26 protein-coding genes and 1 pseudogene are annotated in these 24774 nt (G+C 65.4%); 14 read left to right on the forward strand and 13 right to left on the reverse strand.

The genetic code is table 11. The features are described from left to right. Positions 1-598: 598 nt before the first annotated feature. The gene (locus tag K323_RS29945) at positions 599-838 is read right to left on the reverse strand and encodes a hypothetical protein (protein ID WP_157509542.1); all 240 of its coding nucleotides are present in this window, start codon (positions 836-838) and stop codon (positions 599-601) included. A gap of 162 nt (positions 839-1000) precedes the next feature. Here K323_RS29945 and K323_RS29605 point away from each other — a divergent pair, with 162 nt between their 5' ends. Both K323_RS29605 and K323_RS0121645 read left to right on the forward strand, forming a co-directional pair. Next, positions 1001-1501, forward strand: a complete 501-nt coding sequence (locus K323_RS29605; RefSeq protein ID WP_084697614.1) for an endonuclease domain-containing protein — start codon at positions 1001-1003, stop codon at positions 1499-1501. Between the two features lie 259 nt (positions 1502-1760). Continuing rightward, positions 1761-3083 (forward strand): alpha-L-fucosidase, encoded by a 1323-nt coding sequence (locus K323_RS0121645; protein WP_022887356.1) that lies wholly within the window; start codon positions 1761-1763, stop codon positions 3081-3083. A gap of 61 nt (positions 3084-3144) precedes the next feature. On the opposite strand, the gene K323_RS0121650 is transcribed toward K323_RS0121645, so the two are convergent. The 7 genes from K323_RS0121650 to K323_RS0121680 all read right to left on the reverse strand — a co-directional run bounded on the left by K323_RS0121650 (position 3145) and on the right by K323_RS0121680 (position 10428). Beyond that, positions 3145-3819, reverse strand: a complete 675-nt coding sequence (locus K323_RS0121650) for a hypothetical protein (RefSeq protein ID WP_022887357.1) — start codon at positions 3817-3819, stop codon at positions 3145-3147. 2 nt (positions 3820-3821) lie between these two features. After that, positions 3822-4745 carry a carbohydrate ABC transporter permease gene (locus tag K323_RS0121655; protein WP_022887358.1) on the reverse strand — a complete coding sequence of 308 codons (924 nt, stop codon included), beginning with the start codon at positions 4743-4745 and terminating at the stop codon, positions 3822-3824. Continuing rightward, positions 4745-5611: a carbohydrate ABC transporter permease gene (locus tag K323_RS0121660; RefSeq protein WP_022887359.1), complete on the reverse strand. Its 867-nt coding sequence runs from the start codon at positions 5609-5611 to the stop codon at positions 4745-4747. The genes K323_RS0121655 and K323_RS0121660 overlap by 1 nt, the downstream gene beginning before the upstream one ends. 172 nt (positions 5612-5783) lie before the next feature. Further along, on the reverse strand, positions 5784-7088 hold the full coding sequence (locus K323_RS0121665) for an ABC transporter substrate-binding protein (protein ID WP_022887360.1): 1305 nt from the start codon (positions 7086-7088) through the stop codon (positions 5784-5786). Positions 7089-7348: 260 nt separating this feature from the next. Further along, positions 7349-8317 carry a glycoside hydrolase family protein gene (locus K323_RS0121670; protein WP_022887361.1) on the reverse strand — a complete coding sequence of 323 codons (969 nt, stop codon included), beginning with the start codon at positions 8315-8317 and terminating at the stop codon, positions 7349-7351. Continuing rightward, positions 8314-9282, reverse strand: coding sequence for a DUF6807 domain-containing protein (locus tag K323_RS0121675; protein WP_022887362.1), 969 nt, complete (start codon positions 9280-9282; stop codon positions 8314-8316). Before K323_RS0121675 ends, K323_RS0121670 begins: the two co-directional genes overlap by 4 nt. A gap of 24 nt (positions 9283-9306) precedes the next feature. Next, a complete protein-coding gene (locus K323_RS0121680; protein WP_245571041.1) occupies positions 9307-10428 on the reverse strand; it encodes a Gfo/Idh/MocA family protein in 1122 nt (373 codons plus the stop codon). Between the two features lie 188 nt (positions 10429-10616). Between K323_RS0121680 and K323_RS0121685 the strand changes: the two genes are divergently transcribed. The 5 genes from K323_RS0121685 to K323_RS0121705 all read left to right on the forward strand — a co-directional run bounded on the left by K323_RS0121685 (position 10617) and on the right by K323_RS0121705 (position 16033). Further along, on the forward strand, positions 10617-11669 hold the full coding sequence (locus K323_RS0121685; protein WP_022887364.1) for a LacI family DNA-binding transcriptional regulator: 1053 nt from the start codon (positions 10617-10619) through the stop codon (positions 11667-11669). 281 nt (positions 11670-11950) lie between these two features. Beyond that, on the forward strand, positions 11951-13075 hold the full coding sequence (locus K323_RS0121690; protein ID WP_033373859.1) for a Gfo/Idh/MocA family protein: 1125 nt from the start codon (positions 11951-11953) through the stop codon (positions 13073-13075). Positions 13076-13127: 52 nt separating this feature from the next. Next, the gene (locus K323_RS0121695) at positions 13128-14303 is read left to right on the forward strand and encodes a dihydrodipicolinate synthase family protein (protein WP_022887366.1); all 1176 of its coding nucleotides are present in this window, start codon (positions 13128-13130) and stop codon (positions 14301-14303) included. Continuing rightward, positions 14300-15229 (forward strand): sugar phosphate isomerase/epimerase family protein, encoded by a 930-nt coding sequence (locus K323_RS0121700; RefSeq protein WP_022887367.1) that lies wholly within the window; start codon positions 14300-14302, stop codon positions 15227-15229. The genes K323_RS0121695 and K323_RS0121700 overlap by 4 nt, the downstream gene beginning before the upstream one ends. Before the next feature lie 9 nt (positions 15230-15238). Continuing rightward, positions 15239-16033 (forward strand): sugar phosphate isomerase/epimerase family protein, encoded by a 795-nt coding sequence (locus K323_RS0121705; RefSeq protein WP_026851984.1) that lies wholly within the window; start codon positions 15239-15241, stop codon positions 16031-16033. A 23-nt stretch (positions 16034-16056) separates the two neighbouring features. On the opposite strand, the gene panD is transcribed toward K323_RS0121705, so the two are convergent. Next, entirely contained in the window at positions 16057-16467 is a 411-nt protein-coding gene (gene panD / locus K323_RS0121710) for an aspartate 1-decarboxylase (protein WP_026851985.1), read from the reverse strand. A 67-nt stretch (positions 16468-16534) separates the two neighbouring features. Here panD and K323_RS27940 point away from each other — a divergent pair, with 67 nt between their 5' ends. The 4 genes from K323_RS27940 to K323_RS0121730 all read left to right on the forward strand — a co-directional run bounded on the left by K323_RS27940 (position 16535) and on the right by K323_RS0121730 (position 19865). Beyond that, on the forward strand, positions 16535-17521 hold the full coding sequence (locus K323_RS27940; protein WP_157509544.1) for a hypothetical protein: 987 nt from the start codon (positions 16535-16537) through the stop codon (positions 17519-17521). A 10-nt stretch (positions 17522-17531) separates the two neighbouring features. Beyond that, complete coding sequence (locus tag K323_RS0121720) at positions 17532-17861, forward strand: CHY zinc finger protein (RefSeq protein ID WP_022887371.1); 330 nt, start codon at positions 17532-17534, stop codon at positions 17859-17861. 120 nt (positions 17862-17981) lie between these two features. Then, complete coding sequence (locus tag K323_RS0121725; RefSeq protein WP_022887372.1) at positions 17982-18422, forward strand: DoxX family membrane protein; 441 nt, start codon at positions 17982-17984, stop codon at positions 18420-18422. Positions 18423-18530: 108 nt separating this feature from the next. Next, on the forward strand, positions 18531-19865 hold the full coding sequence (locus K323_RS0121730) for a GNAT family N-acetyltransferase (RefSeq protein ID WP_022887373.1): 1335 nt from the start codon (positions 18531-18533) through the stop codon (positions 19863-19865). A 24-nt stretch (positions 19866-19889) separates the two neighbouring features. On the opposite strand, the gene K323_RS0121735 is transcribed toward K323_RS0121730, so the two are convergent. Together K323_RS0121735 and K323_RS0121740 are read right to left on the reverse strand one after the other, a co-directional pair. Continuing rightward, positions 19890-20489, reverse strand: a complete 600-nt coding sequence (locus K323_RS0121735) for an NADPH-dependent FMN reductase (RefSeq protein ID WP_022887374.1) — start codon at positions 20487-20489, stop codon at positions 19890-19892. 56 nt (positions 20490-20545) lie between these two features. Then, positions 20546-21295 carry an NUDIX hydrolase gene (locus tag K323_RS0121740; RefSeq protein WP_022887375.1) on the reverse strand — a complete coding sequence of 250 codons (750 nt, stop codon included), beginning with the start codon at positions 21293-21295 and terminating at the stop codon, positions 20546-20548. A gap of 95 nt (positions 21296-21390) precedes the next feature. Between K323_RS0121740 and K323_RS0121745 the strand changes: the two genes are divergently transcribed. After that, on the forward strand, positions 21391-22251 hold the full coding sequence (locus K323_RS0121745; protein WP_022887376.1) for an MBL fold metallo-hydrolase: 861 nt from the start codon (positions 21391-21393) through the stop codon (positions 22249-22251). Between the two features lie 24 nt (positions 22252-22275). Here K323_RS0121745 and K323_RS0121750 read toward each other — a convergent pair whose 3' ends face one another. Then, positions 22276-23145 carry an alpha/beta fold hydrolase gene (locus K323_RS0121750; RefSeq protein ID WP_026851988.1) on the reverse strand — a complete coding sequence of 290 codons (870 nt, stop codon included), beginning with the start codon at positions 23143-23145 and terminating at the stop codon, positions 22276-22278. Positions 23146-23236: 91 nt separating this feature from the next. Beyond that, positions 23237-23863: a PepSY domain-containing protein gene (locus K323_RS0121755; RefSeq protein WP_022887378.1), complete on the reverse strand. Its 627-nt coding sequence runs from the start codon at positions 23861-23863 to the stop codon at positions 23237-23239. Between the two features lie 170 nt (positions 23864-24033). Here K323_RS0121755 and K323_RS27945 point away from each other — a divergent pair, with 170 nt between their 5' ends. Together K323_RS27945 and K323_RS30590 are read left to right on the forward strand one after the other, a co-directional pair. Further along, the gene (locus K323_RS27945) at positions 24034-24465 is read left to right on the forward strand and encodes a DUF3995 domain-containing protein (RefSeq protein ID WP_022887379.1); all 432 of its coding nucleotides are present in this window, start codon (positions 24034-24036) and stop codon (positions 24463-24465) included. A gap of 146 nt (positions 24466-24611) precedes the next feature. Further along, positions 24612-24701, forward strand: a pseudogene (locus K323_RS30590) (winged helix-turn-helix transcriptional regulator); the annotation flags it as partial. Between the last annotated feature and the right edge of the window lie 73 nt (positions 24702-24774).

Below are 24774 nucleotides of genomic sequence, written 5' to 3' on the forward strand. Positions count from 1 at the left end.
CAGATTCCGGATCGGAAGCGGCATGAACGATTGATGGAGGCGGCTGACGCCGCCGCTGTCTTCCCGCCCGGCCCTTTCGGATCGCCGGGCGGGGCCGTGCAGGTTACGGGGCCACCTCTCCCGCCTCAAGGGTCGCTACGCGATCGCTGCGCGACGGCCTCCGGCCGCCCTTGACCCGCGAGCCTCCGCGGCCCCTGACCGGCGGCAGCACCGGCAGGCCACAGCCTGCCGCACCCGATGCACGACCCCGTCCGGCGATCCGAAAACACAAAACCCACTTAGCAAAGTCTCCACGGTTTCAGGGGATTGACACTCCTCCTCCTCCTCCTCCTCCTCCTCCTCGCCCTCCTCGCCCTCTCCCCGCGCCCTCTCCCCGCGCAATGTCCCCGGATTCGGATTTCTCGACGACACCCCGGCTCCCCACGCGGGTGCAGGCGGCGTGTCGCCGAAGTATCCGAATCCCGGGACAGGCATCCGGCGCACCCGCGGCTCCTCCACAGGGTCAAGCCCTCGCGCTTCATCCACAGATTTGCCAGAGAGCGGCCAGGGAGACGAGCCCAACCGTCACACTCGGCTCATGTCCGATGTCGCCGAACTCTTACATCGCTTCGGAGGTGTCGCCAGCACGGCTGAACTCCGAGGGGAAGGCTGCGGCAAACGGATGCTGGCTGTCGCGGTCGCATCCGGACGCATCGTTCGCCAGCGCATCGGCCACTACTGCCTCCCGAACACACCCGAGGAAATCGTTCAAGCGCTCCGGGTCGGTGGGCGCATCTGTTGTGTCTCGGCGGCCAGAATCTATGGGCTGCGAGTGCTCCAGCAGAATCCGCCACTTCATGTGTCTGTGGATGCGAACGATTCCAGGTTTCGCTCCCGCGGAGATCGTCGTGTGCGGTTCAGGCCGGCGCAGTCTGCCGAACAAGCTGGCATAGTTCTCCATTGGGCGGACTACCGACTGTCGCAAGACTCACGTCGAACGGTCCAGTTCGAAGACTGCCTTGTGCAGATCATCGGATGCCGCCCGGCGCTGGATGCGATCTGCACCCTGGACTCGGCTTTGGAGCCTCCGCGTCACGGGCCCAACCGCGGCATCCCACTGCTCGACGCGGCCGGACTTGCGAGAGTGCGCTCGCGTGTGAGCCGAATCAAGCGAACCAGCGTCGTCGACCGCGCAACTGGGCTCTCCCAAGCGGTCGGCGAAACGGTGGCGCGGTGCAATTTCGAAGACGCTGGAATCCCGGTTGTGCCGCAGGCGCCGCTGCCGGGGAATTTCGCCGGGGACCTACTCATTGGTGAATGGCTGCTCTTCGAGTGCAACGGAGAAGGACCGCATACAGGCGGCACCGCCTTCGATCGCGATCACTCGCGTTACGCCTGGCTTCTCTCGCACGGATTCCATATCGTGCGCTTCAGCCATAATCAGATTCTGTATGAATGGCCGATGGTATTGTCCACGGTTCGGCTGCTCATGCGACGTGGCCTGCACCTGCATCCGTTCTGACCCGCCGACCTGGCCTGCCCGCCTTCCTCCGGCGGCCAGCGCCGTTCCCTGTCCCCGGATTCGGAGATCCACACGACATGCCGGGCGAATGTGCCACGACACGCGGGACGTTGCGATCTATCCGAATCCGGGGACAGCGCAACTGGGTGCTGGTGCTGACAGGGCGCGTGACGCGCGATAGGGTGAGGAGCATCAATGTGGCAAGCGCTTTCCCTGCTAAATTGCGGACTGCAGGCACAAAAACAACGGAGTGAAACGGATGACCGAGTCCAGCAACGAGATCGCCACACCAACAACCCCTGCAGCCTGGTTCTCCGCCGATCGATTCGGACTGTTTGTGCACTTCGGCTTGTACAGCATGGCAGCCAGGCACGAGTGGGTGATGTCGAACGAAAAGACCAGCACCGACGACTACCAGCGCTACGCCGACCACTTCGACCCAGACCGGTTCGACGCCACCGCCATTGCGCGTGAGGCGAAGAAGGCCGGCGCGAAATACGTCGTACTGACCGCGAAGCACCACGAGGGCTTTGCGCTGTGGAACACCGCCGTCAGCGAATATAGCTCCGTGCAGACTTGCGGCCGCGACCTGGTCGCAGAGTTCGTCGACGCCGTTCGCGCCGAAGGACTCCGCGTCGGCCTCTATTTCTCGCTGCTCGACTGGCACCACCCCGACTACCTGATCGACGCCCACCACCCCCGCCGCGACCACCCGGATGCCCGTGCCGAGAACGCTGCGAAGCATCCGGAGCGCTACCGTGAGTTCCTGCACGCCCAGGTCACCGAGCTCCTCACCGACTACGGCCAGATCGACTACCTGTTCTATGACTTCACCGATTCCCGCGAGGCAGACGGATGGCCGGGCAAGACCCCGGAGGACTGGGACTCCGAGAGACTCCTGGCCACCACCCGCCGCCTCCAGCCCGGGATCGTCGTCAACGACCGGCTCGGTATTCCGGGCGACCTGGTCACTCCGGAGCAATACCAGCCGAGCTCGCCCCCGCTCACCGACGGCATCCCCGTCGCCTGGGAAGCCTGCCAGACCTTGAACGGTAGCTGGGGCTACGACCGTGACAACCTCGCGTTCAAAGAGCCGGACCTGCTGCTCCGGATGCTGATCGACACCGTCTCGAAGAACGGCAACTTTCTGCTGAACATCGGGCCAGACGGCCGGGGCGGCATGGCCGAACGCGATCGCTCACGTCTCGCTGCCATCGGCGAGTGGATGCGACGCAACGGCCGAGCCGTGTACGGCGCCGGAGCCAGCGAGTTCACCGCTCCGTCTGGCACCGTACTCACCAGCCGAGCCGACCGGCTCTACCTGCACCTGCTGCACTGGCCGTTCGGGCACGTGCACCTGCCCGGTCTCGCCGGGCGCGTTCGCTACGCCCAGTTGCTCCACGACGGTTCGGAGATCGCCTTCGAGGAATCTGATCCACAAAGGAAGGCCTTCAACACTGAGCCGGGTGGCCAGCCGGCAGGAACCCTCACGCTGACAATACCGCCGGTGCGACCGGATGCCGCAGTGCCGGTCATCGAGCTCTTCCTCTGCAACCCGCCGCAGGCATCCGTCACCGCCTGAAATTCGCTTGAAGTGTGGCAGTCAACCGAATCCGGGGACAGCGTCGGGTAGCGAAGCCCGGCTACTCTTCGTCGTCGGTGCGGCGGCGCTCTGGGATGGCCAGGAGCGCCAGGATCAGGCAGCCGATTCCCGGCACGATCAGCGGCAGAAGCTGCCAGCTGAACACGGCCACAACAAGTACAGCTGCGAGCAGATATCCCAGCCCGGCCACATCCTGTCGCCACACGTCCACGCACGAGCGAATCGCCGGGAGCCAGCCGGTCTCCGGCGCCCACAGCCGTGCGGCCGTCAGCAACGCGACGGCGACGAGTACCAGACCGACCCAGCCGACAACGCCCACCAGCGCGGCACCCGGAATGATGCCGTCCGTGGCCAGCGCAAGGTCAACGAGCAGCGCGGCGATGATCGCCACCATGATGAAGCCGATCACAAGGCTGCCGAGAATGCCGCGTTTCAGGTCTCGTCCGACCAGGCCGATTCCTGATTCCTCCCCGCGCAGGTGACGACGCAGGTGACGGGTGCCGACGGCCGCGGCCAGCGGAATCGTCACGAGCGGCACCGAGAGCACGCTCACCAACACCCCCGTGTACAGAACTTCACCGAAGAGCGCGAACTTCGCACTCGCGCCCGGCCACCGCCCTGGCCGATGCTCAGCACCGGCCGGACCGGCGCCGGAGAGCTCAATCCTGCGCGCTGTCCGCGCCGCCGCACGCTGGGACTGCCGAGGTGAGGCCATGATCAGCCCTTCACCCCCTGCGTCGCCACCCCGGCGACCAGGAACCTCTGGAACACGATGAAGAAGATCAGAATCGGCAGCAGCGCCAGCATCGACACCGCAACCGTCGCACCGAAGTCGGATGTACTCGTCGCGTCGTTGTAGAGGCGCAACGCGATCGGCAGCGGATACTTTTCCGGCGTCGTCACATACAGCAGTGGCCCGAGGAAGTCGTTCCATGTCCAGATAAAGCTGAAGATCGCCGAGGTGATCAGCGCCGGCCGAATCAACGGCAGGATGATCGACACGAAGATGCGCGTGTGGCCGGCCCCGTCGATGCGCGCGGCCTCGTCCATCTCTTTGGGCAGGTTGCGGATGAACTGCACCATCAGGAACACGAAGAACGCCTCGACCGCGAGAAATTTGCCGATCAGGAGTGGTATGTACGTGTCCACCCACCCGATCTTCTGGAACATGATGTACTGCGGGATGATCAGCACGTGGAACGGCAGCAGCAGCGTGCCGATCATGGCCGTGAAGTAGAGGCCGACACCCTTGAAACGGATGCGGGCGAACGCATACGCCGCCATGGACGACGACACGAGGGTGCCGATCACGGCCAGCCCCGCAATGAGCAGCGAGTTGGCGAAGAACCTCCACAGCGGAGTGCCGCCGATGCCCTCAACGACCTTGATGAAGTTGTCGATCGTCGGGCTCTCCGGCAGGAGCCCCGGGTTCGAACCGAACTCACTCGAGGGCTTGAAAGTGGCGAAGACCAGCCAGATCAGCGGGTAGAGCACCAGCAGGGTCAGGGCGCCGAGCGCGATGAACCAGATGATGCTGTTCAGCTTCTTGCGGGAGACCCGACGCGGGCGTTGCGGCGTATCTGGGGCGACGGATGCCGCGAAGACCGTTTCATCGAGCGGGGTTTCGTTGAGGATGCTCATCAGGAATCTCCTCCGTAGTGGACCCAGCGTTTGGAGGTGCGGAACAGCACGAGGGCGGCGATCGCGACCACGATGACCAATACCCAGGCCATTGCGGATGCGTAGCCCATCTGGAGATCGGCGAAAGCACGCTTGTAGAGATACACCGTATAGAAGTTGGTCATGCCACCCGGGCCGCCACTGCCGTTCGAGATGATGAAGGCCGAACTGAATATCTGGAAGGCGTTGATCGTCTCGAGCAGCAGGTTGAAGAAGATGACAGGCGAGAGCATCGGCAGGGTGACATTGCGGAAGCGGCGGAATGGACCGGCACCATCCATTTCTGCGGCTTCGTAGAGTTCCTGCGGAACCTGCTTGAGGCCGGCGAGGAAGATCACCATCGGCGCACCGAACTGCCAGACGGCGAGGATGATCATCATCGGAACAACGAGGTCGACGTTGCCGACCCAGCCGCCGATCTGGATGCCGAGGAAGCTGAGGCCGCCGTCAACCGGCCCGTTGGCGGCGAACATCGCCCGCCAGACGATGGCGACGCTGACGCTCGCGCCGATCAGCGATGGCGCATAGAAGGAGGAACGGAAGAATCCGGATCCGGCGTCGCGGTAGTTCAGCAGCATGGCAATGCCGAGTGCGGCCGCGAGCTTGATCGGCGTACCGACCAGAACGTAGATCAGGGTGATGCCCACCGACTTCATGTAAATCGGGTCATCGGTGAACATGCGGGTGAAGTTATCGAACCCGATCCACTCCGGATCGGTGAAGAGGTTGTAGCTCGTGAACGCCAGGTACAGCGAGATCAGCATCGGACCGACCGTCAGGCCGAAGAACCCGACGAGCCAGGGAAGCAGGAAACCGTAGCCGGCCAAATTCTCGCGCCGCGTCGAGCGTTGCTTCTGCGAGGGCGCCGCCCGGCCACCCGCCCGGCGCACAGGCGCAGGGCGGGCAGACGGCACCGTTACCGGAGCCGGCTTGGAGGACACGGGAGTGTTGGTCACGAGTGAGTCTCCGAGCGGGTGTTGGTGGTGGTGGTGAAGCGGGTCAGCTGTTCAGGATCACGTCGAGTTCTGAGAAGAACTGTTCGACCGCCTCATCAACTGTCAGTACACCGAGGCCGAGGTCGGTTCCGAGCAGGCGGAACTTCTCTTCGATGGTGCCATATCCGACGATTGGAGCCGGCGGGGCGTCACCGAGACGGTCGGAGATGGATTCCTCATAGTCGCGTATCTGCTCATCGAGGCCACCCAGTTCGACACCGTCAAGCTGAGTCGTCGACGCCGGTAGGCCTCGGTTGGTACCGAATGCGGCGCCGACCTCTGGAGAGTTGACCAGGAAGTTCAGCAGTTCAGCGGACTCCTTCGGGTGCTCGGTGTTGGCCGAGATGGTGTGCAGCATGGAGGGCTTCAGGTAGAGGTCCTTCGCACCCTCCTTGGTGACGGGCGGTGCGACGAGACCGAGTTCGGTGTATGCCTCACCCAGGTTGCCCAGGTAGCCGGCGCCGAAGTTGTCCCAGGTCAGCTCACTCGTAGTCAGTGCCGCGTCAAACCCGGAGACCGGATAGACCTCTTCGAGACGCTGCTGCGGGATCGCAACACCCTGACGAATGTCGTCGCCCTGCGCCCAGAATTCCTTCAGCTGTTCCTTGTCGAAGCCCGGTTCTCCGTCATCCGTGAAGAGGCTGTCGCCTTCGGCGCGAAGCTGGATCTCGAAGTTCTGGATGCGACCGGTGTAGTCGTTTCCACCCCACAGTTCGACTCCGGCACCCTGTGCCGCCGTGGTGACCTCTCCGATGTACTTCTTGTAGTCATCCCAGCTGCCACCGCCAGGGTATGCCTCGACGCCCACCTGCTCGAGCAGCTTGGGGTTCTGGAACATGCCCCAGGCATTCGTGGAGGTCGCAATACCGTAGGTCGTGTCGTTCACGACGCCGATGCCGAGGATCTGGTCGCTCAGCGCGTCGGTCTTGATCTCCTTGCCGAGGTACGGCTTCAAGTCGAGGAGCAGGTTGTTCTCCGAGTACTGGCGCAGGTAGGAGTAGTCGAATTGGAGCACGTCAGGCAGCCCACCGCTGGTGGCCTCGATCTGGCGCTTCTCCCAGAACTCGGGGAACCCGAGGAAGCTCACGTTGACGGTGATGTCAGGGAATTCCTCTTCAAACGCGGCGATCGCTTCGTCGTACATCGCTGCACGCACATCGTTACCCCAGAACGCGAAATCGAGCGTGACCGCGCCCCCCTCTTCGCCGCTGGAGTCGCCGCCGGCGGAGCAGCCGCTGAGGGCCAGGGCCCCGGTCACTGCGATGGCCGCAACGGTCAGAGCCGTGCGTGTCTTGTGTCTGTTGAACATCGTTGTCCTTCCGGGAACGTCATTGTCTGGTGATTGCCTCGAGCGCTTGGGAAAGCGTTTCCCCTCACTATAGGCGCGGTCGCGCCGCAGGTCAACGCGAGCCCAAAAAGACGGTTGAATCGATGCAATGGCGTAATAATCTCTACCGGAATCGCCGCATCACGCTTCCGCACTCGCGCCGAGAATCGCCCGCAGCGCCCAGAATCGCCGCTCCTCCGGCGCCTGTCGGCGCGAACGGCGATTTCCGATGTCGGTGAGTGTCACGCAGGCGGGGTCAGTGCGAGCTCTGGCGAGATGTCGCGGTCGGCGACCAGCACACCGTCTCGCACGTCGAGCCGGGCGATGTGGATCGCCGACCGACGCTGAGCGACACTCGACGCGTCGGCGATTTCGCTGCCGTCCCAGTACGGGTGGGTGAAGTAAAAGGCGATCGCGTGGTCGCCCTGCACGACAACGTCTGCGTGCCGGGCGACCTGGCGATCGTCGGCATGCGAACCGGGCTCGGCCAGCACAAGACCCTGGCGCTGCCAACGGATGCCGTCGGCCGACCGGTACACCGCCTGCCCCCGCCACTCGTCGGTGATCAGCCAGCACCACTCGCCGAGCCGGAAGACGTTGGGCCCCTCATGCGGCGCTCCCCCGATCGATTGACCCTCGACATCCCACCGGAACAGATCGTCGCTGACCGCCGACCAGGTTGTCGAATCGTCGGCTTCGTCCTTGTACCAGAGTCGGTGGCGCCCGTCGGCTGTGAGGGCAACAGCGGCGTCGATCACTCGGTCTGAGCTGAGCTCAAGCGCGCCCTGCCGCGACCAGCCAACGAGATCCGGGCTGGTGAAATGCACGATCCGGCGCAGGTGACCTTCCCAGCGATCGGGCGTCCCCGCGATCCAGGTGAGGTACATGTGGAACTGCTCGCCGTCATCGATGACCTCCGGCGCCCAGTGCGTGTTCACCTCCGCGCCCGCATCCACTCCCGCATCGAGGCCCTCGACAACTCCCCCGTACTCCCACCTTGCACCGTCGTCGACGGAGTCAACGGATTCAACGGAGTCAACGGATACGGCGATACCGATCCGGCTCCCGTGCACCCATTCGACACCAGGCGCGTCGAGCGTGGCCCTGCGCTGCGTGTAGAACATCCACCACTGGCCGGCGAGCCGGTTCCAGATGACGGTGGGGTCGGTCGCACCATCGAACGCCGGGTCACGGTAGATCGGTGCGCTCATCGCACGAGCGCGTCGGCAATCGACGCAGCGTCCAGCTCACCATCCGCGACCAAGAGGCTCCAGCGCCAGGTCGCGGTTGCGCCCTCAGCGAGCTCCCACTCGTCGTGGAAGAAGGGAGCGGCGCACAGCATCACGACCGGCGACGTGCGCACGAACCACGGCGCCCGGCCGACCGGATTCGCCGGGTCTGCCCACATGGCAACAGTGACTGAAGCAGTGGCTGAAGAATCGCTGACTGATGAAACGCTGACGGATGCCGTCGGCTGGCTGAGCGCGACCCAGTCGCCACGCTGCCCCATCGCATCGTCGGCCGATATCTTGTGGCCGTCAAAGAGAACTCGGGCATCAAGAAGCTCCGTTGCTCCCCGCAGAAAGAAGCCACCATAGCCCGCATTCGGACGCCCGGCTGTGGTCGGGCTACCGAAACGGAGGGGGCCAGAGGCGAGATTGTGCCACTCGCTTTCAACGTCGAGCCGCCAGGACCCCGTGTCGATGGCCGTCGCCGACGTGCGCCGTTTCTCGGCCAGGAACGGAGCGCCGTCGTTGGCGAGCCAGGTCACATCGTCGAGAGCGCGCGCACGCCCTGCGCTGTCTTCCTCGATCGCGAAGGCGTCGTGGCGCTGCGCACCGTTGTTCTCCAGCTGCACGTACCCCAGCTCCTGCTGCCAGGTCACACCGCCCCACAGGTTGACCGGCTGCGATTGGCCTGGCACCTCGATGTTCGACACGGCAATCGACAACCCCCAGTGCCAGGCATGGTCAGATGGCCGGTAGTCGCTCACGAGCCTGCCTGCGAGGCTCCTCAGCGGATGTATGTACGGACGCGGCGACTCGGACGCCGACACCGACACGGACGCCGCGGCATCCGTCGCCGTCACGACGCTCGCAACATCGACGGAGCTGCCAACGCCGGCCACACCAACGGAGATCTCGTACCCCGCGTCGGTGCCGCGGAACTCAGCCATGTTTGAACTCAGCCATGTCGGATCTCAGCCCTGCTGCAACGGGGTGACCGGTGCGCGCATGCCGCCACGCAGTTCGGGTTCGGAAACGATGCGCGTCCGCTCGATGACGGCGTTCTCCCGCCCCGAGGCGTAGAGTGCCGAGACGATTTCCAGCGCGCGCGCCGGATGATCGGCGACCGCCGGCAGTTCACCGCCGGTCTCGAGGGCCGCGTACACCTCGTCAAGAAGTGCCTCGTGGCCACTCTGTACCTCATCCGCAGGCAGCGCCCAGCCCGCCGCTTCGGACTCGCTGACCCCCAGCGCCGGTGTGATTCGCCAATTGGTGTGGTCGTGCCCGTAAAGATGATCGACTTCGATGGTCGCTTTGTCGGTGTCGATGCGAATGTTGCTGGTCTCCCGCGGGGAGAGAACGCTGTTGACGACGGATGCGACGGCGCCAGATGTGAAGACGATGGTGCCGGTCGAAACGTCTTCCGTGTCGATATCGCGCTCAAGTCGCCAGAGCTGGCCCTGCACGAGCCGCCAGTCGCCGAGCAGGTGAGCGAGGAGGTCGATCTGATGGATGCCGTGACTGAGTGTCGTGCCGCCGCCCTCGGTTTCCCAGCGGCCACGCCACGGCACCTCGAAGTAGTCATCATCTCGGTACCACAGCGTCTGGCAGAGCGCGACGAGTGGGCGGCCGAACGCTCCCGATTCGAGCAGCTTCCTGATGTGTCTCACCGCGCTGCCGGTGCGCTGCTGGAAGACGACAGCCAGTCGCCTGCCCGCTTTCGTCGCGGCATCCGTCATCGTGTCAAGGTCGGCCAGCGACAACGCCGGCGGCTTCTCGACAACCACATGGGCGCCATGAGCGAAGGCGATGACCGCCTGCCCGGCATGGCCGCCGGGAGGGGTGCACAGGTGGACGACGTCGATTTTGTGGGCCGCGAGAAGATCATCGAACGACGAGTAGGCATTCGGGATGCCGTGCGCAGACGCGAACTCCGCCGCGCGTCCCGGAAGAGTGTCGGCCGCGGCGACGATCGTCACGCGCGGCATCTCCTGGAGCGTCTGGGCGTGCAGCCGGGCCACGGCGCCGGTTCCGACGATGGCAACCCGCAGCGGCTGGTCCGCGATGTCGCCTGCGCGGTCATTCGTGATCGTCACGGGCATCTCCTCGACGTGGATTTCACTCTGGCTCGGTTTAGAATGACACTCAGGCTAACAGGGAAAGCGTCTTCCGCACCGGCGGGAACCCGGGCAGCAATGCCGAACGAGTCGAAGTCCACACGCATGCGAGAATGAGCGCCAGGCGGGCACGAAGGGGTCGTTCGCCGCGAAAGGATGATCTACGCATGAACGCGGGAGCAAAAGCACCAACACTGCACGATGTCGCACGGGCGGCCGGTGTGTCACTGGCCACGGCATCCCGCTCCCTGAACGGAAGCGAACGCAAGGTCAACGAGGAATACCGCGTTCGGGTTCTTGCTGCCGCCGCCGAACTCGGCTACACGCCGAACCTCTCCGCGCAAGCCGTTGCAAAGGGCACCACAATGACGGTCGCCCTGCTGGTCGGCGACATCGCCGACCCGTACTTCTCGTCGATCGCCGCAGGCGTGATCCGCGCCTCAGAGGAGGCCGGACTGATCGTCACCATGGCCGCCACCGAACGTGACGCAACCCGCGAGCTCGACCTGGTTAAAGCCCTGCGCGGGCAGCGGCCCCGGGTGCTGATCCTGGCCGGATCGCGTTTTGCCGGCGAGGAGACGCAACCCGCTCTCGCTGCCGAACTCGACGCCTTCGAATCGACCGGCGGGCGCGTGGTGTTCATCAGCCAGCCGGAGCTCCCGTTCGACACCGTGCTGCTCGACAACTACGGCGGTGCCCGGCAGCTTGCACGCGCGCTCGTCGACCTCGGCTATCGGCGATTCGCCGCCATCTCCGGCTCCGAGTCGTTGCTCACCGCGCGCGACCGGCTCACCGGCTTCATGGACGGACTCGCCGAACACGCTCTGAGCATTCCCACCGAGCACATTGTGCACACGGAGTTCACTCGCGACGGCGGGTATGACGCCGCGACAGAACTCCTGCAGCGCGGAATCGATGAGGTCGAACTCGTCTTCGCGGTCAACGACGTCATGGCAGTCGGAGCCATGTCGGCGCTGCGAGAAGGGGGTCGCATTCCTGGTGAAACCATCGCGCTCGCCGGCTACGACGATATTCCGACGGTGCGCGACGTCACGCCTGCCCTGACGACGGTGCGCATTCCGCTCGAGGATGTCGGGCGTCAGGCGGTCGAACTCGCCCTCGCCCCCAAGTCGGATCGTGAGACGGCGACCCCGATCGCGGCCACCGTGGTGCTCCGTGGAAGCACTCCGGTTCTCGCGACGACGGCCGTCACCGATTGAAGCAGTGCTGATTGAGGCAGCGCTGATAGAGGCAGTGCCGATAGAGGCAGTGCCGATAGAGGCAGTGCCGATAGAGGCAGTGCCGATAGAGGCAGTGCTGATAGAGGCAGTGCCGACAGAGCAAGGCAGGCAGTGGAGCTGTGGTCGCACACTCCGGTGCGCCTCGTTGCGTTGAAACAAGGTCTGGCCTACACTCAGGTAAACGCTTTCCGAGCGGCCCAGCCCTGGCTTCACCCCAACAGAAAGAGCAACGCGTGTCAGAGTCGACCATCGGCATCATCATGAACGGCGCCACAGGGCGCATGGGTTACCGACAGCACCTGGTGCGCTCGATCCTCGCCATCCGCGAACAGGGCGGCGTGCTGCTCGAAGGCGGCACCCGAGTGCAGGTCGAACCCATTCTGGTGGGACGCAACGAGGCAAAGCTCAAGGAACTGGCCGACAGGCACGGCATCGAGAACTACACGACAGACCTCGACGCCGCACTGGCCGACGACCGCTGGCAGATCTACGCGGACTTCCTGGTGACGAAGGCGCGCGTTGCGGCCATTCGTAAAGCCATCGCCGCCGGCAAGGCGATCTACACCGAGAAGCCCACCGCAGAGAGCTTCGAGGAGGCCCTCGAACTCGCCCGCCTCGCCCAGGCGGCCGGCGTCAAGAACGGCGTCGTGCACGACAAGCTCTACCTGCCGGGCCTGCAGAAACTGAAGCGCCTGATCGACTCCGGCTTCTTCGGCCGCATCCTCTCTGTGCGCGGCGAGTTCGGCTACTGGGTCTTCGAGGGCGACTGGCAATCCGCCCAGCGCCCGAGCTGGAACTACCGCAGCGAAGACGGCGGCGGAATCATCGTCGACATGTTCCCGCACTGGAACTACGTGTTGGAGAATCTCTTCGGTCGGGTCGAATCGGTCTACGCCAGAGCCGCCACCCACATCCCCACCCGCGTCGACGAGAACGGGGCCGAATACACCGCGACAGCGGATGACGCGGCATACGCCGTGTTCGAGCTGGAGGGCGGCATCGTGGCCCAGTTGAACTCCAGCTGGACCGTGCGCGTGAACCGCGACGAGCTCGTTGAGTTCCAGGTCGACGGCACCCACGGCAGCGCGGTGGTCGGTCTCTTCGGCTGCAAGATCCAGCCACGTAACGGCACACCGAAGCCGACCTGGAACCCCGACCTCGCCGACGCCCACAACTACGCCGGCGACTGGCTCGAGGTTCCAGACAACGACGTCATCGAGAACGGCTTCAAGACCCAGTGGGAGGAGTTCATCCGCCACGTCGCCGAAGACGCTCCAAACAGCTTCGACTTCCTCGCCGGGGCCCGCGGTGTGCAGCTGGCCGAGCAGGGGCTGGCCAGCTCAGAGTCCGGCCGCCGCATCGACCTTCCGGTTGTGAGCCTCTGATGCGTCGCGAGCTTCTGATGCGTCGCGAGCTTCTCGCAATAGTGAGCATCCAATGAGTGAACTCCTCCTTCTGAGCGCAGACGGCCAGGCCAGCCGCGTTCCGCTCGCACCGGCATCCGGGTTCACCAGACCGAGCACGCCGCTCGTCTCGCGTGTTGCCTATGCGGCTGCTCATGTCATCCCGAAACCGTGGGCAGACAACGTGCCTGGCGCACCGGCAGACCTCGACTGGGACGCCACCCTCGCCTTTCGCCACCACCTCTGGTCGTGGGGGCTCGGCGTCGCCGACGCCATGGACACCGCCCAACGCAACATGGGACTCGATCCCGCCGCCACCCGCGAGCTGATCACACGCAGCGCGGCAGAGGCGCACTCCGTCGGCGGAAGCCTGGTGGTCGGCGTGAACACCGACCACGTCGACGACGAGATCATCTCGCTGGGCGCCGTGATCGACGCATACACCGAGCAGTTGCACTTCGCCGAGAACGCCGGCGCCCGGGTAGTGCTGATGGCCAGTCGGCACCTGGCTCGCGCCGCACAGAACGCAGAAGACTACCGCCGGGTCTACCGTGAAGTGCTGGCGAAGGCTGGAGCGCCGGCCATCCTGCACTGGCTCGGCGAGGCGTTCGACCCGAGCTTGGCCGGCTATTTCGGGTCGACGGATGTCGCAACAGCATCAGACACCGTCGCGGCGATCATCGACGAGAACCAGTCACGTGTCGCCGGAATCAAGATGAGCCTGCTGGATGCCGCGGCCGAGATCGCCCTGCGGTTCCGGCTTCCGGAATCAGCCAGCATGTTCACGGGCGACGACTTCAACTACGTGGGCTTGATTGCCGGAGAGGCGACCGACCACTCCGCCGCTCACCACTCCGACGCCCTGCTCGGCGCCTTCGCTGCCGTCGGGCCGAATGCCTCAGCCGCCATCCAGGCGCTCGACGCCGGCGATCTCGACGGCTACCACCGCATTCTCGGGCCGACCGAAGCACTCTCGCGCCAGATCTTCGCTGCGCCGACCTTCTACTACAAGACCGGGGTCGCTTTCCTGTCGTGGCTGAACGGCCACCAGGCATCCTTCAGCATGGTCGGCGGCCTGCACGCCGCCCGCAGTCTGCCACATCTCTCCGAGATCGTGCACCTCGCCAACGAGTCCGGCGCGCTTGAGCTGCCGGAACTGGCTGCGGCCCGCTGGAGCAGCATGCTCGCCCTGAACGGAGTGGACGCATGACCACCGAACTGGATGCCAAGCCGAACGCCGGTTCTCAGCTGGGCGCTCGAGCGACCGAGGGGCGGGCCCTCCCCCATCCACGCCTCTCGATCAACCAGGCCACCATCAAGTACGCGTCTCTCGACGAGGCGATCACCGAGACGGTGGCTGCCGGCATCCGTTCGATCGGCCTGTGGAGGGAGCCCGTCGCCGGCCTCGGTCTGACCGAATCCGCGCGGCGTCTGAACGATTCCGGCCTGCGATTCTCGAGCCTCTGCCGCGGGGGCTTCTTCACGGCGCCGGAGGGGCCAACGCGTCGACGGGCCATCGACGACAATCGTCGCGCCATCGAGGAGGCGGCCACGCTTGCCCGTGCCGGCGCTCCGGGCTCCGCCGCCGTCATCGTGCTCGTCTCCGGTGCGCTTCCCGAAGGCTCGCGCGATCTTATTGGGGCGCGTGAACGAGTGCGGGATGCGATCGGCGAACTGGTTCCAGACGCCATCGCTGCGGGAGTCACGCTCGGCATCGAGCCACTGCACCCGATCTTCGCCGCCGACCGTGCGGTCATCTCCACGCTCGGCCAGGCCCTCGATATCGCCGAGGAGTTTCCCGCCGAAGCAGTCGGAACGATCGTGGACGCCTACCACGTCTGGTGGGATCCGCAGGTGCTCGAGCAGATCGCCAGGGCGGGTCGCACCGGCCGCATCGCCAGCTACCAAGTCTGTGACTGGGTGACACCGCTTCCGCAGGACGTGCTGCTCGGGCGCGGTCAGCCGGGCGAAGGTCACATCGACTTCGAGCCGATGACCCGAGCGGTGGCTGCCGCCGGGTACACCGGAGACATTGAAGTGGAGATCTTCAACCAGCGAATCTGGGATGCTCCGTTTGCCGAAACGGTGCAAAGCGCGATCGACGCCGTCAATGCGAGTGTTGCGCCGTACCTGTAGCGTGCTGCAATGAGCAGTGCTGGAATGAACACCGCTGGAATGAACACCGCTGCGCCCGCCACCCGCGCCGGACTGTGTTCGGTGACGTTTCGAGCGTTGTCACCTCGTGACGTCATCCGTTTCGCCGACCAGGCCGGCCTCGCGTCGATCGAATGGGGCACCGATGCCCATGTGCCTGTCGGTGACACCAGTCACGCTGCCAACATCGGCCACCAGACGCGCGATGCCGGCCTGGTGGTCGCGTCGCTCGGTTCGTACTATCGCTGCGACGCGGGTGACGTCGCGCCACTCCTTGCGACGGCGCAGTCCATCGGCGCACCACGGGTGCGGGTGTGGGCAGGCACGAGAGGCTCGGGCGACGTGTCGCGTGAGGAACGTCTACAGGTCACCGAGAATCTGCGCGAGGCGACGAAGCGCGCCGCGGATGCAGGCATCCAATTGGCTGTGGAATATCACGGCGGAACGCTCACAGACACACTCGATTCCACGCTCGCCCTCCTGGGTGACGTCGGTTCTGCGAACCTGACCACCTATTGGCAACCGCGACTGGATGCCTCGGCGGCCCTCGCCTGCGACGAACTCCGGTCGCTCGGTTCGAACGTTTCCACGGTGCATGTCTTCTCGTGGTGGCCAGGGTCAGAGCGGCTGCGCCTGAGTGAGCGGTCCGATCTCTGGAGCGAAGCCCTCCCGCTCGCGGAGTCGCTCGGAGTCACAGACGCGTTGCTGGAGTTCGTTCCGGGAGACGACCCGGCGATCCTTCACGAAGAAGCGACTTCCCTGCGGGAGTGGCTCGGCATCCGCTGAACGACGGCACGCTCAGCGTGAGCTCAGAGAGCGTGCGGCGGGCGCTGGAGCCCATCGGTGACCGCGGACGCGGCATCCGTGCCCAACTGAATGATCCGGTTCGCGGCATCGACGTGCACGATCCTCGGCACAAACGCGCGCGCCTCGTCGGTCTCGAACAATCCATACGCGATCACGATCACCGTGTCGCCCGGGTGGATCAGGTGCGCCGCTGCGCCATTGATTCCGATCACACCGCTGCCCGGATCGCCGGCGATCGTGTACGTCTCGAGCCGGGCACCGTTGGTGACGTCGACCACACTCACCTGCTCGCCCGCAAGAATGCCGGCCGCGCCCAGCAGATTGGTGTCGATCGTGATCGATCCGACGTAATGGAGGTCGGCGTGGGTCACGGTTGCGCGGTGGATCTTCGCGGTCAGCATGGTTCGAAGCACCCGCCCCACATTACTGGGAGGCCACCTTCCCAGATCACGGCAGCCTGGGGCCGATAGGGTCGAGTGCGTGACGAGTTCAGCCAGGCCTCCTCATCGCCGACTGCGCACGGCGATGACGATTGTTGCTGCCATCGCGGCCATGATCGCCGGCCTCGGGGTCGTGCAGCCCGCCACGGCGCAGGCGCCGTCCGTTCAGGCGCAAGCGCAGACCGCGCAAACGGATGCGACGCTGCCGGCCTTCGCGAGCCTGGTCGCGTCAGTCGCGACCACATCGAAGGAGCTCGACACCGCCGGCTTCGATCCCGGCTTCATCATCAGCGACTACAACTTCTACAACCCGTTCGCGATGACCGTCGGCGGAATCCAGGACTTCCTCGAAGACCGCGACTGCCGCCCGCGCGACGACTCCCCGTGTCTCGATGAATATCGGGAGACCACGACCTACCAGCCAGACCAGGGTGAAGGACACTGCTCCGCCTACACTGCCGCGCGCAAGGAGACGGCCAGCCGCATCATCGAAAAGGTGGCTGAGGCGTGCACGATCAGTCCGAGGGTTCTCCTGGTGTTGCTGCAGAAGGAACAGTCCCTGCTGACCAGGCCCAGCGCATCCGGTTACCTGCGTGCCACCGGTTACGGCTGCCCAGACACGGCAGACTGCGACACCGAGTACTTCGGCTTCTTCAACCAGGTCTACAACGCGGCCTGGCAGTTCCGGCAGTACACGCAGGAGCCGGAGCGCACGTTCAAGGTCGGAGCTGTCGACGTGCAGTTCCACCCCGACGCGGCCTGCGGGGCGACCCCAATCGAGATCCGCAACCAGGCGACCGCCAACCTGTACAACTACACGCCGTACCAGCCGAACGACGCGGCGCTGGCGAATCCGAGCGAAGAAGGCGACGGATGCTCGGCGTACGGAAACCTGAACTTCTGGCTGTTCTACACGCGCTGGTTCGGTGACTCGCACTCTGTGCGGTTCCCTGCGTACTTCGACGCCTGCCTGAATTACGTCGGCGGGCAGCCGTGCCGCCCGGCCGAACTGGTGCCGAACGCATGAGCTGGCTGCCATGATTCCGGTGTACGGGCAGACCGTCGACGGTGCCACGCGGTGCGTGCACTATCACTCTGCCGAAGACATCGTGGCGATCAAGTTCGCCTGCTGCGGGCGGTACTACCCGTGTTTCGAGTGTCACGCCGCCGATGTCACGCATCCGGCCGCGCAGTGGCCAAAGTCGCACTGGAGCGAGAAAGCCATCCTGTGCGGCGCCTGCCAGAGCGAGCTGACGATCACCACCTATAAGGAGGTGTCGGCCTGCCCGCACTGCGCTGCGGCCTTCAACGACGGATGCCGCCTGCACGCCCACCTGTACTTCGAGGTTCCGGCCGTTTCGTCCTAGCGCCGGACGATCCGGGGGTCCTGACCGCGCCGGTTCTAAAGTCAATTGCTATTGACTAAAGAGTTGCCGGGTCGCTATCTTCTAAGAAGACACATCATTCTTTTTAGAAGGGTTCCTCTCATGGCCACCACCGCTCCGGCCTCTACCGCATCCACATCCACCGGCACCCTTCGCGATCCGGGATACCAGGCGTTCTTCATTCTCCGAACGGTGTTCACCGTCGCACCGATCATCTTCGGCCTCGACAAGTTCTTCAACCTGCTGACGGAATGGCCGCAGTATCTCGCTCCCTGGATGGCAGACCTGTTCCCCGGAACGGCACAGCAGGCGATGTACACCGTCGGGGTCGTCGAGATCCTCGCGGGTGTGCTGGTCGCCGTGCTTCCACGGATCGGCGGCTGGGTGGTGGCGGCTTGGCTGTTCGGCATCATCATCAGCCTGGTCACGGTACCGGGTTTCTTCGATGTCGCCCTTCGCGACTTCGGCCTCCTCGTCGCTGCCATCGCCTTGGCCCGGCTCGCCTCGAAATACGCCAGGAGGAATGTCACCCGGCGCGCGTGAGCCCTGGGCCGACGACGAGGGCAGTGACCCGGCCAGCGGCGTCCGCGCGGGCGGCCGCGTCGCCTGGCCGCGCCGGACTCTCCCTCGGGTCACGATTAGGCTGAATGCGTGACCGACTCCACTCAGCTTCCGATCGACCGCACCTCCCACGACACCCTCGCCACCACCGGCCTCGATTACCGCCTGCTCGACGTGACGGATGCTGACGCGGCTCGCGCGTGGCTGCTGGCCGAGACCCGCGGGTTCCACGATGGCGCTCGGAGCGATGCGCTCATCGAAGCTCAGACGCGCGACATGGCCGGCGACCGGGTTATCGGGGTCTGGGACTCCTCCGCCCTCGACGCCGGTTCTCCCCTGGCCACCGTGCGTAGCTGGATCATGGATCTCACCGTGCCGGGTGGCGCCGCCCTTCCGGCCTGGGCGATCAGCGATGTGACCGTGGCGCCGACCTATCGTCGCCGCGGAGTCGCTCGCGCTCTGCTCACCGCCGAACTTCGCACTGCCCGTGACGCCGGAATCTCGATGGCGATGCTTACCGTCTCTGAAGCCACCATCTATAGCCGCTACGGCTTCGGCCCGGCGGCCTGGCAGGCGCACTACGCCATTGACACCCGCCGCGCCCACTGGAGGGGCCCGACGCCCGCTGGTCGCCTGCAGCTGGTCGCACCCGCCTCACTTCTCGGCGAAGCGCCTGCCGTCTTCGCGCGTGCGCGTCGCGTCTCCCCCGGCGAGGTCGACCGCCGCACCGACCTCTGGCAGCGCATCGTCGGGGTGTACCCGGCGAAACCGCAGGACGACAAGCGCGACGACCTCTACGCCGTTCGCTACGACGACGAGACCGGCACGCTGCAGGGCTTCGCGGTGTACCGCTTTGTGCACGAGAACGCGGCCTTTCCCAATCGCCTCGAGGTCACCGACCTGGTCGCCGCGACCGACGACGCCTACGCCGCACTGTGGCGCATCCTGGTCGAGATGGACCTCACCGACGACATCACTGCTCCGATGCGCGCCGTGAACGAGCCGCTGTCGTGGATGGTCGCCGACCGGCGCGCTGTGCAGAAGACCGACGAGCGCGACCACCTGTGGCTGCGCATCCTCGACGTTCCAGCCACGCTCGAACGACGCACCTACGCGTCGCCAGGAGAGTTCGTGCTCACCGTCGAAGACGATCTCGGCTTCATCGATGGCGAGTACCTGCTCACGGTTGATGCTGACGGGCGCGGCACCGCGCATCCGCTGGCCGAAAGCGATACTGATCCGTCGTCGGCCGCCGCGCGCCTCACGCTCACTGCCGCCGACCTGGCGTCGCTCTACCTGGGCGGTGCGAGCGCGGTCGACCTGGCCGGGTCTGCACGCCTCACCGAACAGACGACGGATGCCGCGGCTCGCCTCGATGCGACGTTCCGGTCTGCGCACCCCCCGCGCCTCAGCACCTGGTTCTAGCGGCCCGGTGCTGGGTCACTCGCGTCAGCCGCGCGCGGAGCTCGGAACAACCGTGAGCACCCGCTGGATGAACGACAGGAAGTCGTTCATCCAGCTTTCGAGGAACTCACGGGTGCCGTCGTTGGTGCACTCTCCGTCATCGGTGAACAACCCGGGAACGGTCTGGATATAGGCCTCAGGCGCGTTCATCTGCGGTGAATTGCAGAAGCTGAGCACGCTGCGCAGGTTCTGTTGCGCCACCGCCGTGCCGATCGCCCCGCTCGATGTGCCGATCACGGCAGACGGCCTGCCGGTGAATGAATTGGTTCCCCAGGGGCGGCTGGCCCAATCGATCGCGTTCTTCAGCGCGCCGGGAATCGACCGGTTGTACTCGGGGGTGACGAACAGCACCGCGTCCATCGACTCGATCGATGCCTTGAAATCCCGCGCGACGGGCGGGTAGTCGGCGTCGTAGTCGTAGCTGTAGAGCGGGAGGTTGCCGATCGCGATCTCCGTCATCTCCAGTTGCTCTGGGGCAAGTCGCACCAACACTTTCGAGAGGGTGCGGTTGATCGACGCCGAGGCGAGGCTGCCGACGAAGTAGCCGACCGTGTATGGGGGTTCGTGCTCGATGACCTTTGCCATGATGCTGTCCCTTCGTTTGCTCCATTCAACGCTGGCGCGCAGGGGATGACAAGGGGTCAGGACCGGTTGTACACCCAGGGCAAGTCGCCGATCTCCAGGCGGTTTCGCGCGCCATCGGCTTCGAACAGTGCGTCATCCGCGTAGGCGATGTCGTCTTGCCACAGGAGCACATCGCCGCGTGTGTTCGCACCCATGCGGGTCACATAATTCTGAACGGTGCCGTGACGCGCGGCCTCCAGTGCATCGTGCACTGTGGCGTGCTTCGACAGTTCGTGGAGCGTGACCCAGGTCGGTGGAACGAGCGCGAGCAGACCAGAGCCGTGGCTGTCGAGCGCGACCTGTGGGCGGAGCCAGGCGAAGTCGACGGCCTCGTTCGGAGACAGCACGACGTCTCCCTTGGGCGCCCTCGCCTGGAAGAACCAGGTGTGGAAGCGTCTCGGTGCACTCTCAGGTGGAGTCCAGCGAGCGGTCGGCACCAGCGCATCGGGGGTCAACTCGAGCGCGGTCTCTTCCCGCACCTCGCGCACCGCCGCGCGGCTTGCGGCGGCTTCTTCGGAATCGGCTTCGGGGACAGCTTCGGGATCGGTGTTCGATGCCACCCGGTCCTCCGGATCGACCCGGCCGCCGGGAAAGACCCAGGCGCCGGCGAACGAGCCGCGGTCGCGTGGCCGCTCGAGCAGCAGCACCTCGATGCCGGCCGTGCCATCTGAACCCGCTGTCCCGTCGCGCATGAGCACGACGGTTGCCGCCGCAACAGGAGCGGTAACGGATGCTGCGGCATCCGTTTCGCCTGCATCTCGCGTCATCGCGTCTCCCGTTCCGGCTCGCCACCGCGCAGCCTCCCTTCCACCCTACGCGGGCGTCTCATCTGCTGCTGCTGCACGAGGCTAGGCTGCAGAACATGGCATTCGAACGGAGCAGCCCCCTCACCAGGCGATTGCTCGCACCGAACCCGGGGCCGATGACACTCGATGGAACGAACTCCTACCTGATCAGTGCGCCCGGCTCCGAGACGGTGGTCGTGGTCGATCCCGGCCCGCGGAACGAAGACCATCTGGCCGCCCTCGCCGCTGACGGGCGCGTCGAGCTGGTGCTCATCACCCACCATCACCGCGATCACAGTGAAGCGAGCGTTCGGTTCGCCGAGCTCACCGGTGCGCCGGTGCGGGCCGCTGACCCTGCCTTCTGTGTCCCGGCGTTCGGCATCCCCGCGCTCGGCATCCCCGCGCTCGACATCCCCGCGCTCGACATCACTGGCGAGCCCTTGGTCGATGGCGAGGTGATCGAAGCCGGCGGCGCACGCATCCGCGTCATCGCAACACCAGGGCACACGAATGATTCGGTCTGCTTCCACCTGCCAGACGACGGGCCGAACGGCTCCGTTCTCACCGGCGACACCATCCTCGGTCGCGGAACAACCATCATCGCCGATCCTGACGGCACCCTCGGGGACTATCTGCGCTCACTCGCTGTGTTGCGTGAACTCGGTCCGGCGACGGTACTCCCGGCGCATGGCCCGGTGCTGCCCGATCTCGTCACGATCTGCGACGCCTACCTCGCCCACCGCCGCGAGCGCCTCGACCAGGTGCGCAGGGCGCTGGCGGAGTTGGGGTCGGATGCGACCGCGTCTGGCGACCGGTCGTTTGAGCAACTGGTCGGGCGGGTCACCGACCTGGTCTATTCAGAAACGGATGCGGCCGTGCGGTTCGCCGCCGAGGCATCCGTTCGCGCCCAACTGGCCTGGCTGCGCGCAGCCGACTGACCCTGACCATCGACTTCGACTGGTTCAACCAGCGTCATCCAGCACCGCACGCAGTTTCTCGGCGAACGCCGCTGGATCGTTGTTCGGAGTCCAGTCGTTCGCCGTGAAGCCACCATGGTCACCGGGGAAGACCACGGGCACGGTGCCAAGCAAGTCAGCGAACGCCTCGCCACCTCGGCGGGCCAGAGTGCCCTCGCCCTCAGCACCGATAGCGGGCACGATGCGCACCCCCGATGCGATCAGCGCCGCAGCGTCGGGCGTGTACGGCGGCATGGCCATGTTGTAGGCGAGCAGGGCATCATCACGGGAGCAGTCATCGTCAGTCGACAAGCCGAACTGCGCTGGATCGGGGTCAGGCTGCTCCAGGTAGTCCCCAGGCAACGGTCCAGACTGAAACACCAACTGAATGAATTTCGCCATGGCGGGTCCGTACCCGCGTTGACGATAGGTGTCCACGATGTCGGCGTTGACCTTCAGGACCATCTCGGCGTCCTCCAGCAGCATCGCCAGAGGAGGCTCGTGCGCGACCAACGTGCGGATATCGCCCGGGTGGGCCACCACCCAGGGCAGCGCGGCCGCAGCACCGCCGCTTGATCCGAACGCGTCGACCGGTCCTCGGCTGACGGCTTCAACCACTCGATGGAGGTCGTCACCGTGGATCTCGGTGGTCACTTCGCCACCGTCTTTCAGGTGACTGCGCTCCGTCATCCGTGGGTCGTAAGTGACCACGATGCGGTCATCGAAGTGCGACACCAACTGCTTGAATCCGGATGCCCCCATCGGCGAGCCGAAAATGAAAAGCGGTGGGTGGTCGCCGGGGCGGCTCGGCTCATGAACGTCGTAGGTGAGGACCGCCCCTGGCACGTCCAGGGTGTGCGTCTCGGTCTTGGGCATTCTCAGTTCCTCTCGGTCGTCTTTGCGGCGCATACGTCACCGAGCGTATTTCCTCTGACTCGGATTGTCGATGGTGATCGTGTGGCCTGTCTCAGGGCGTGCTGTCGCGCAGCACACTGCCGTCGCCGGCATCGATCTGAATGGAGTGCTTCGCTCCGGACTTGTCGATCACGTCCGCTTCCCAGACCGTCTTGCCGTGCTCCGAGTCGAGTTCCAGCTCGGTGATCCTGCCGCCTGGCACGGCGGCGAGCATCCGTTTTGCTGCTTCCCGGTAGTCGATCGCGGCCGCGTTGACCTGGTTCAGGTGCTCCGCCTTGTCTTCCGCGTCGTCGGCATCCGCGGTCGGTCCGCTCACCAGCTCGCTCCCGTCCGCGGAGATGTCCATCTCATACTCGGTGCCGTCGGAGGTGACGACGTGCACCTCCCAGACGGTTCCGTTGCGCTCGCTATCGATTGCAGTCACCGTACTGTCGGGTACCTCGGTCAGCGCTCGTTCGCCGGCGCTCAGCAGCGCTTCCTGACTTTCGCTCCCTGCGGGTGGAGCCGACGAGCTTGTGCCTGGCCCCGGGCTGGCGCTCTGCGCGGGCGATGTCGGCAGGATCTGCGGCGCACCCTGGCCCTCGCCGGTGCATCCGGCGAGCGCCAGCGCAACGGCTCCCGCCAGGGCAACGGGGAGCGCGCCGCGCAGCCATCCTGTGCGTGACGCTGTGCTCGGCATGACGAAACTCCTCTGCTGGGCATTCGGACGTTTGGGCATTCGGACGTTGCCGGTCACTCTCGAGTCCACGCCGCTACTCCGCTTCTGTCAAGGCCACCGCCCGTCAGAAGCGAGCGCACAGACCGCCCCTCTGAGAGTCGGTGGGCCGCTACGCTCGAAAGATGGGAGTCATGCGAACCATTGCCGCCATTGTGGGATCCGCCGGAATTGCCGGCATCGGACTCGCGCACGTGGCCTGGGGTCGTGGCTCCAGCTGGCCGATGCAGACACGCGCTGAGCTCGCAGATGCCGTCGTCGGAAGTCCAGTCGCACCAGATCCGCCGGAGTGTTATGCCGTTGCGGGGGCCGCAGCCGTCGCCGCTGCCGTGGTTGCCGGCGCCGGCGGTTCGGGAAGGCTCGCCACCCTGGCGAGATGGGGCATCGTTGCGGTGCTGGCGACGCGAGGGCTGGCCGGCGGCCGTGTGGCCGTCAGTGCACTGGGACTCCCGGAACCGTCACAGCGGTTCATCGACCTCGACAACACCGTGTACCGACCGCTGTGTTTCACGCTGGCGGCCGGGACGGCGCTGTCTATACGACGTCGTCGCGGCGCTGCGGGATGAACGGGCGCTGAGTCAGCGCACTTCAGTCGCGCGCTGGCTTCAGCTGCGCTGCCGCCGGCATCCGTATAGGCCTGAAGCGAGATCTCGAACGTCTCGCGAGTCGTTCGATTGCGTCGCTCACCTTTTGTTCAGCCGGTAGTGGCCAGCTCGAGCGAGACGGACTCATCACCAGAACGTTGTATCCCCAGATCCCTCCGAGGGTGGAGTACGAGATCAGTGCGCTCGGAGAGAGTCTGGCACCGGTGTCAAGCCGCGACCGGCCTAGCCGCTGCACCTAACGATCATCACGCTGTCGAAAGAGCTCCCGGA

It is taken from the genome of Glaciibacter superstes DSM 21135 (genome assembly GCF_000421145.1).
Taxonomy (GTDB): domain Bacteria; phylum Actinomycetota; class Actinomycetes; order Actinomycetales; family Microbacteriaceae; genus Cryobacterium; species Cryobacterium superstes.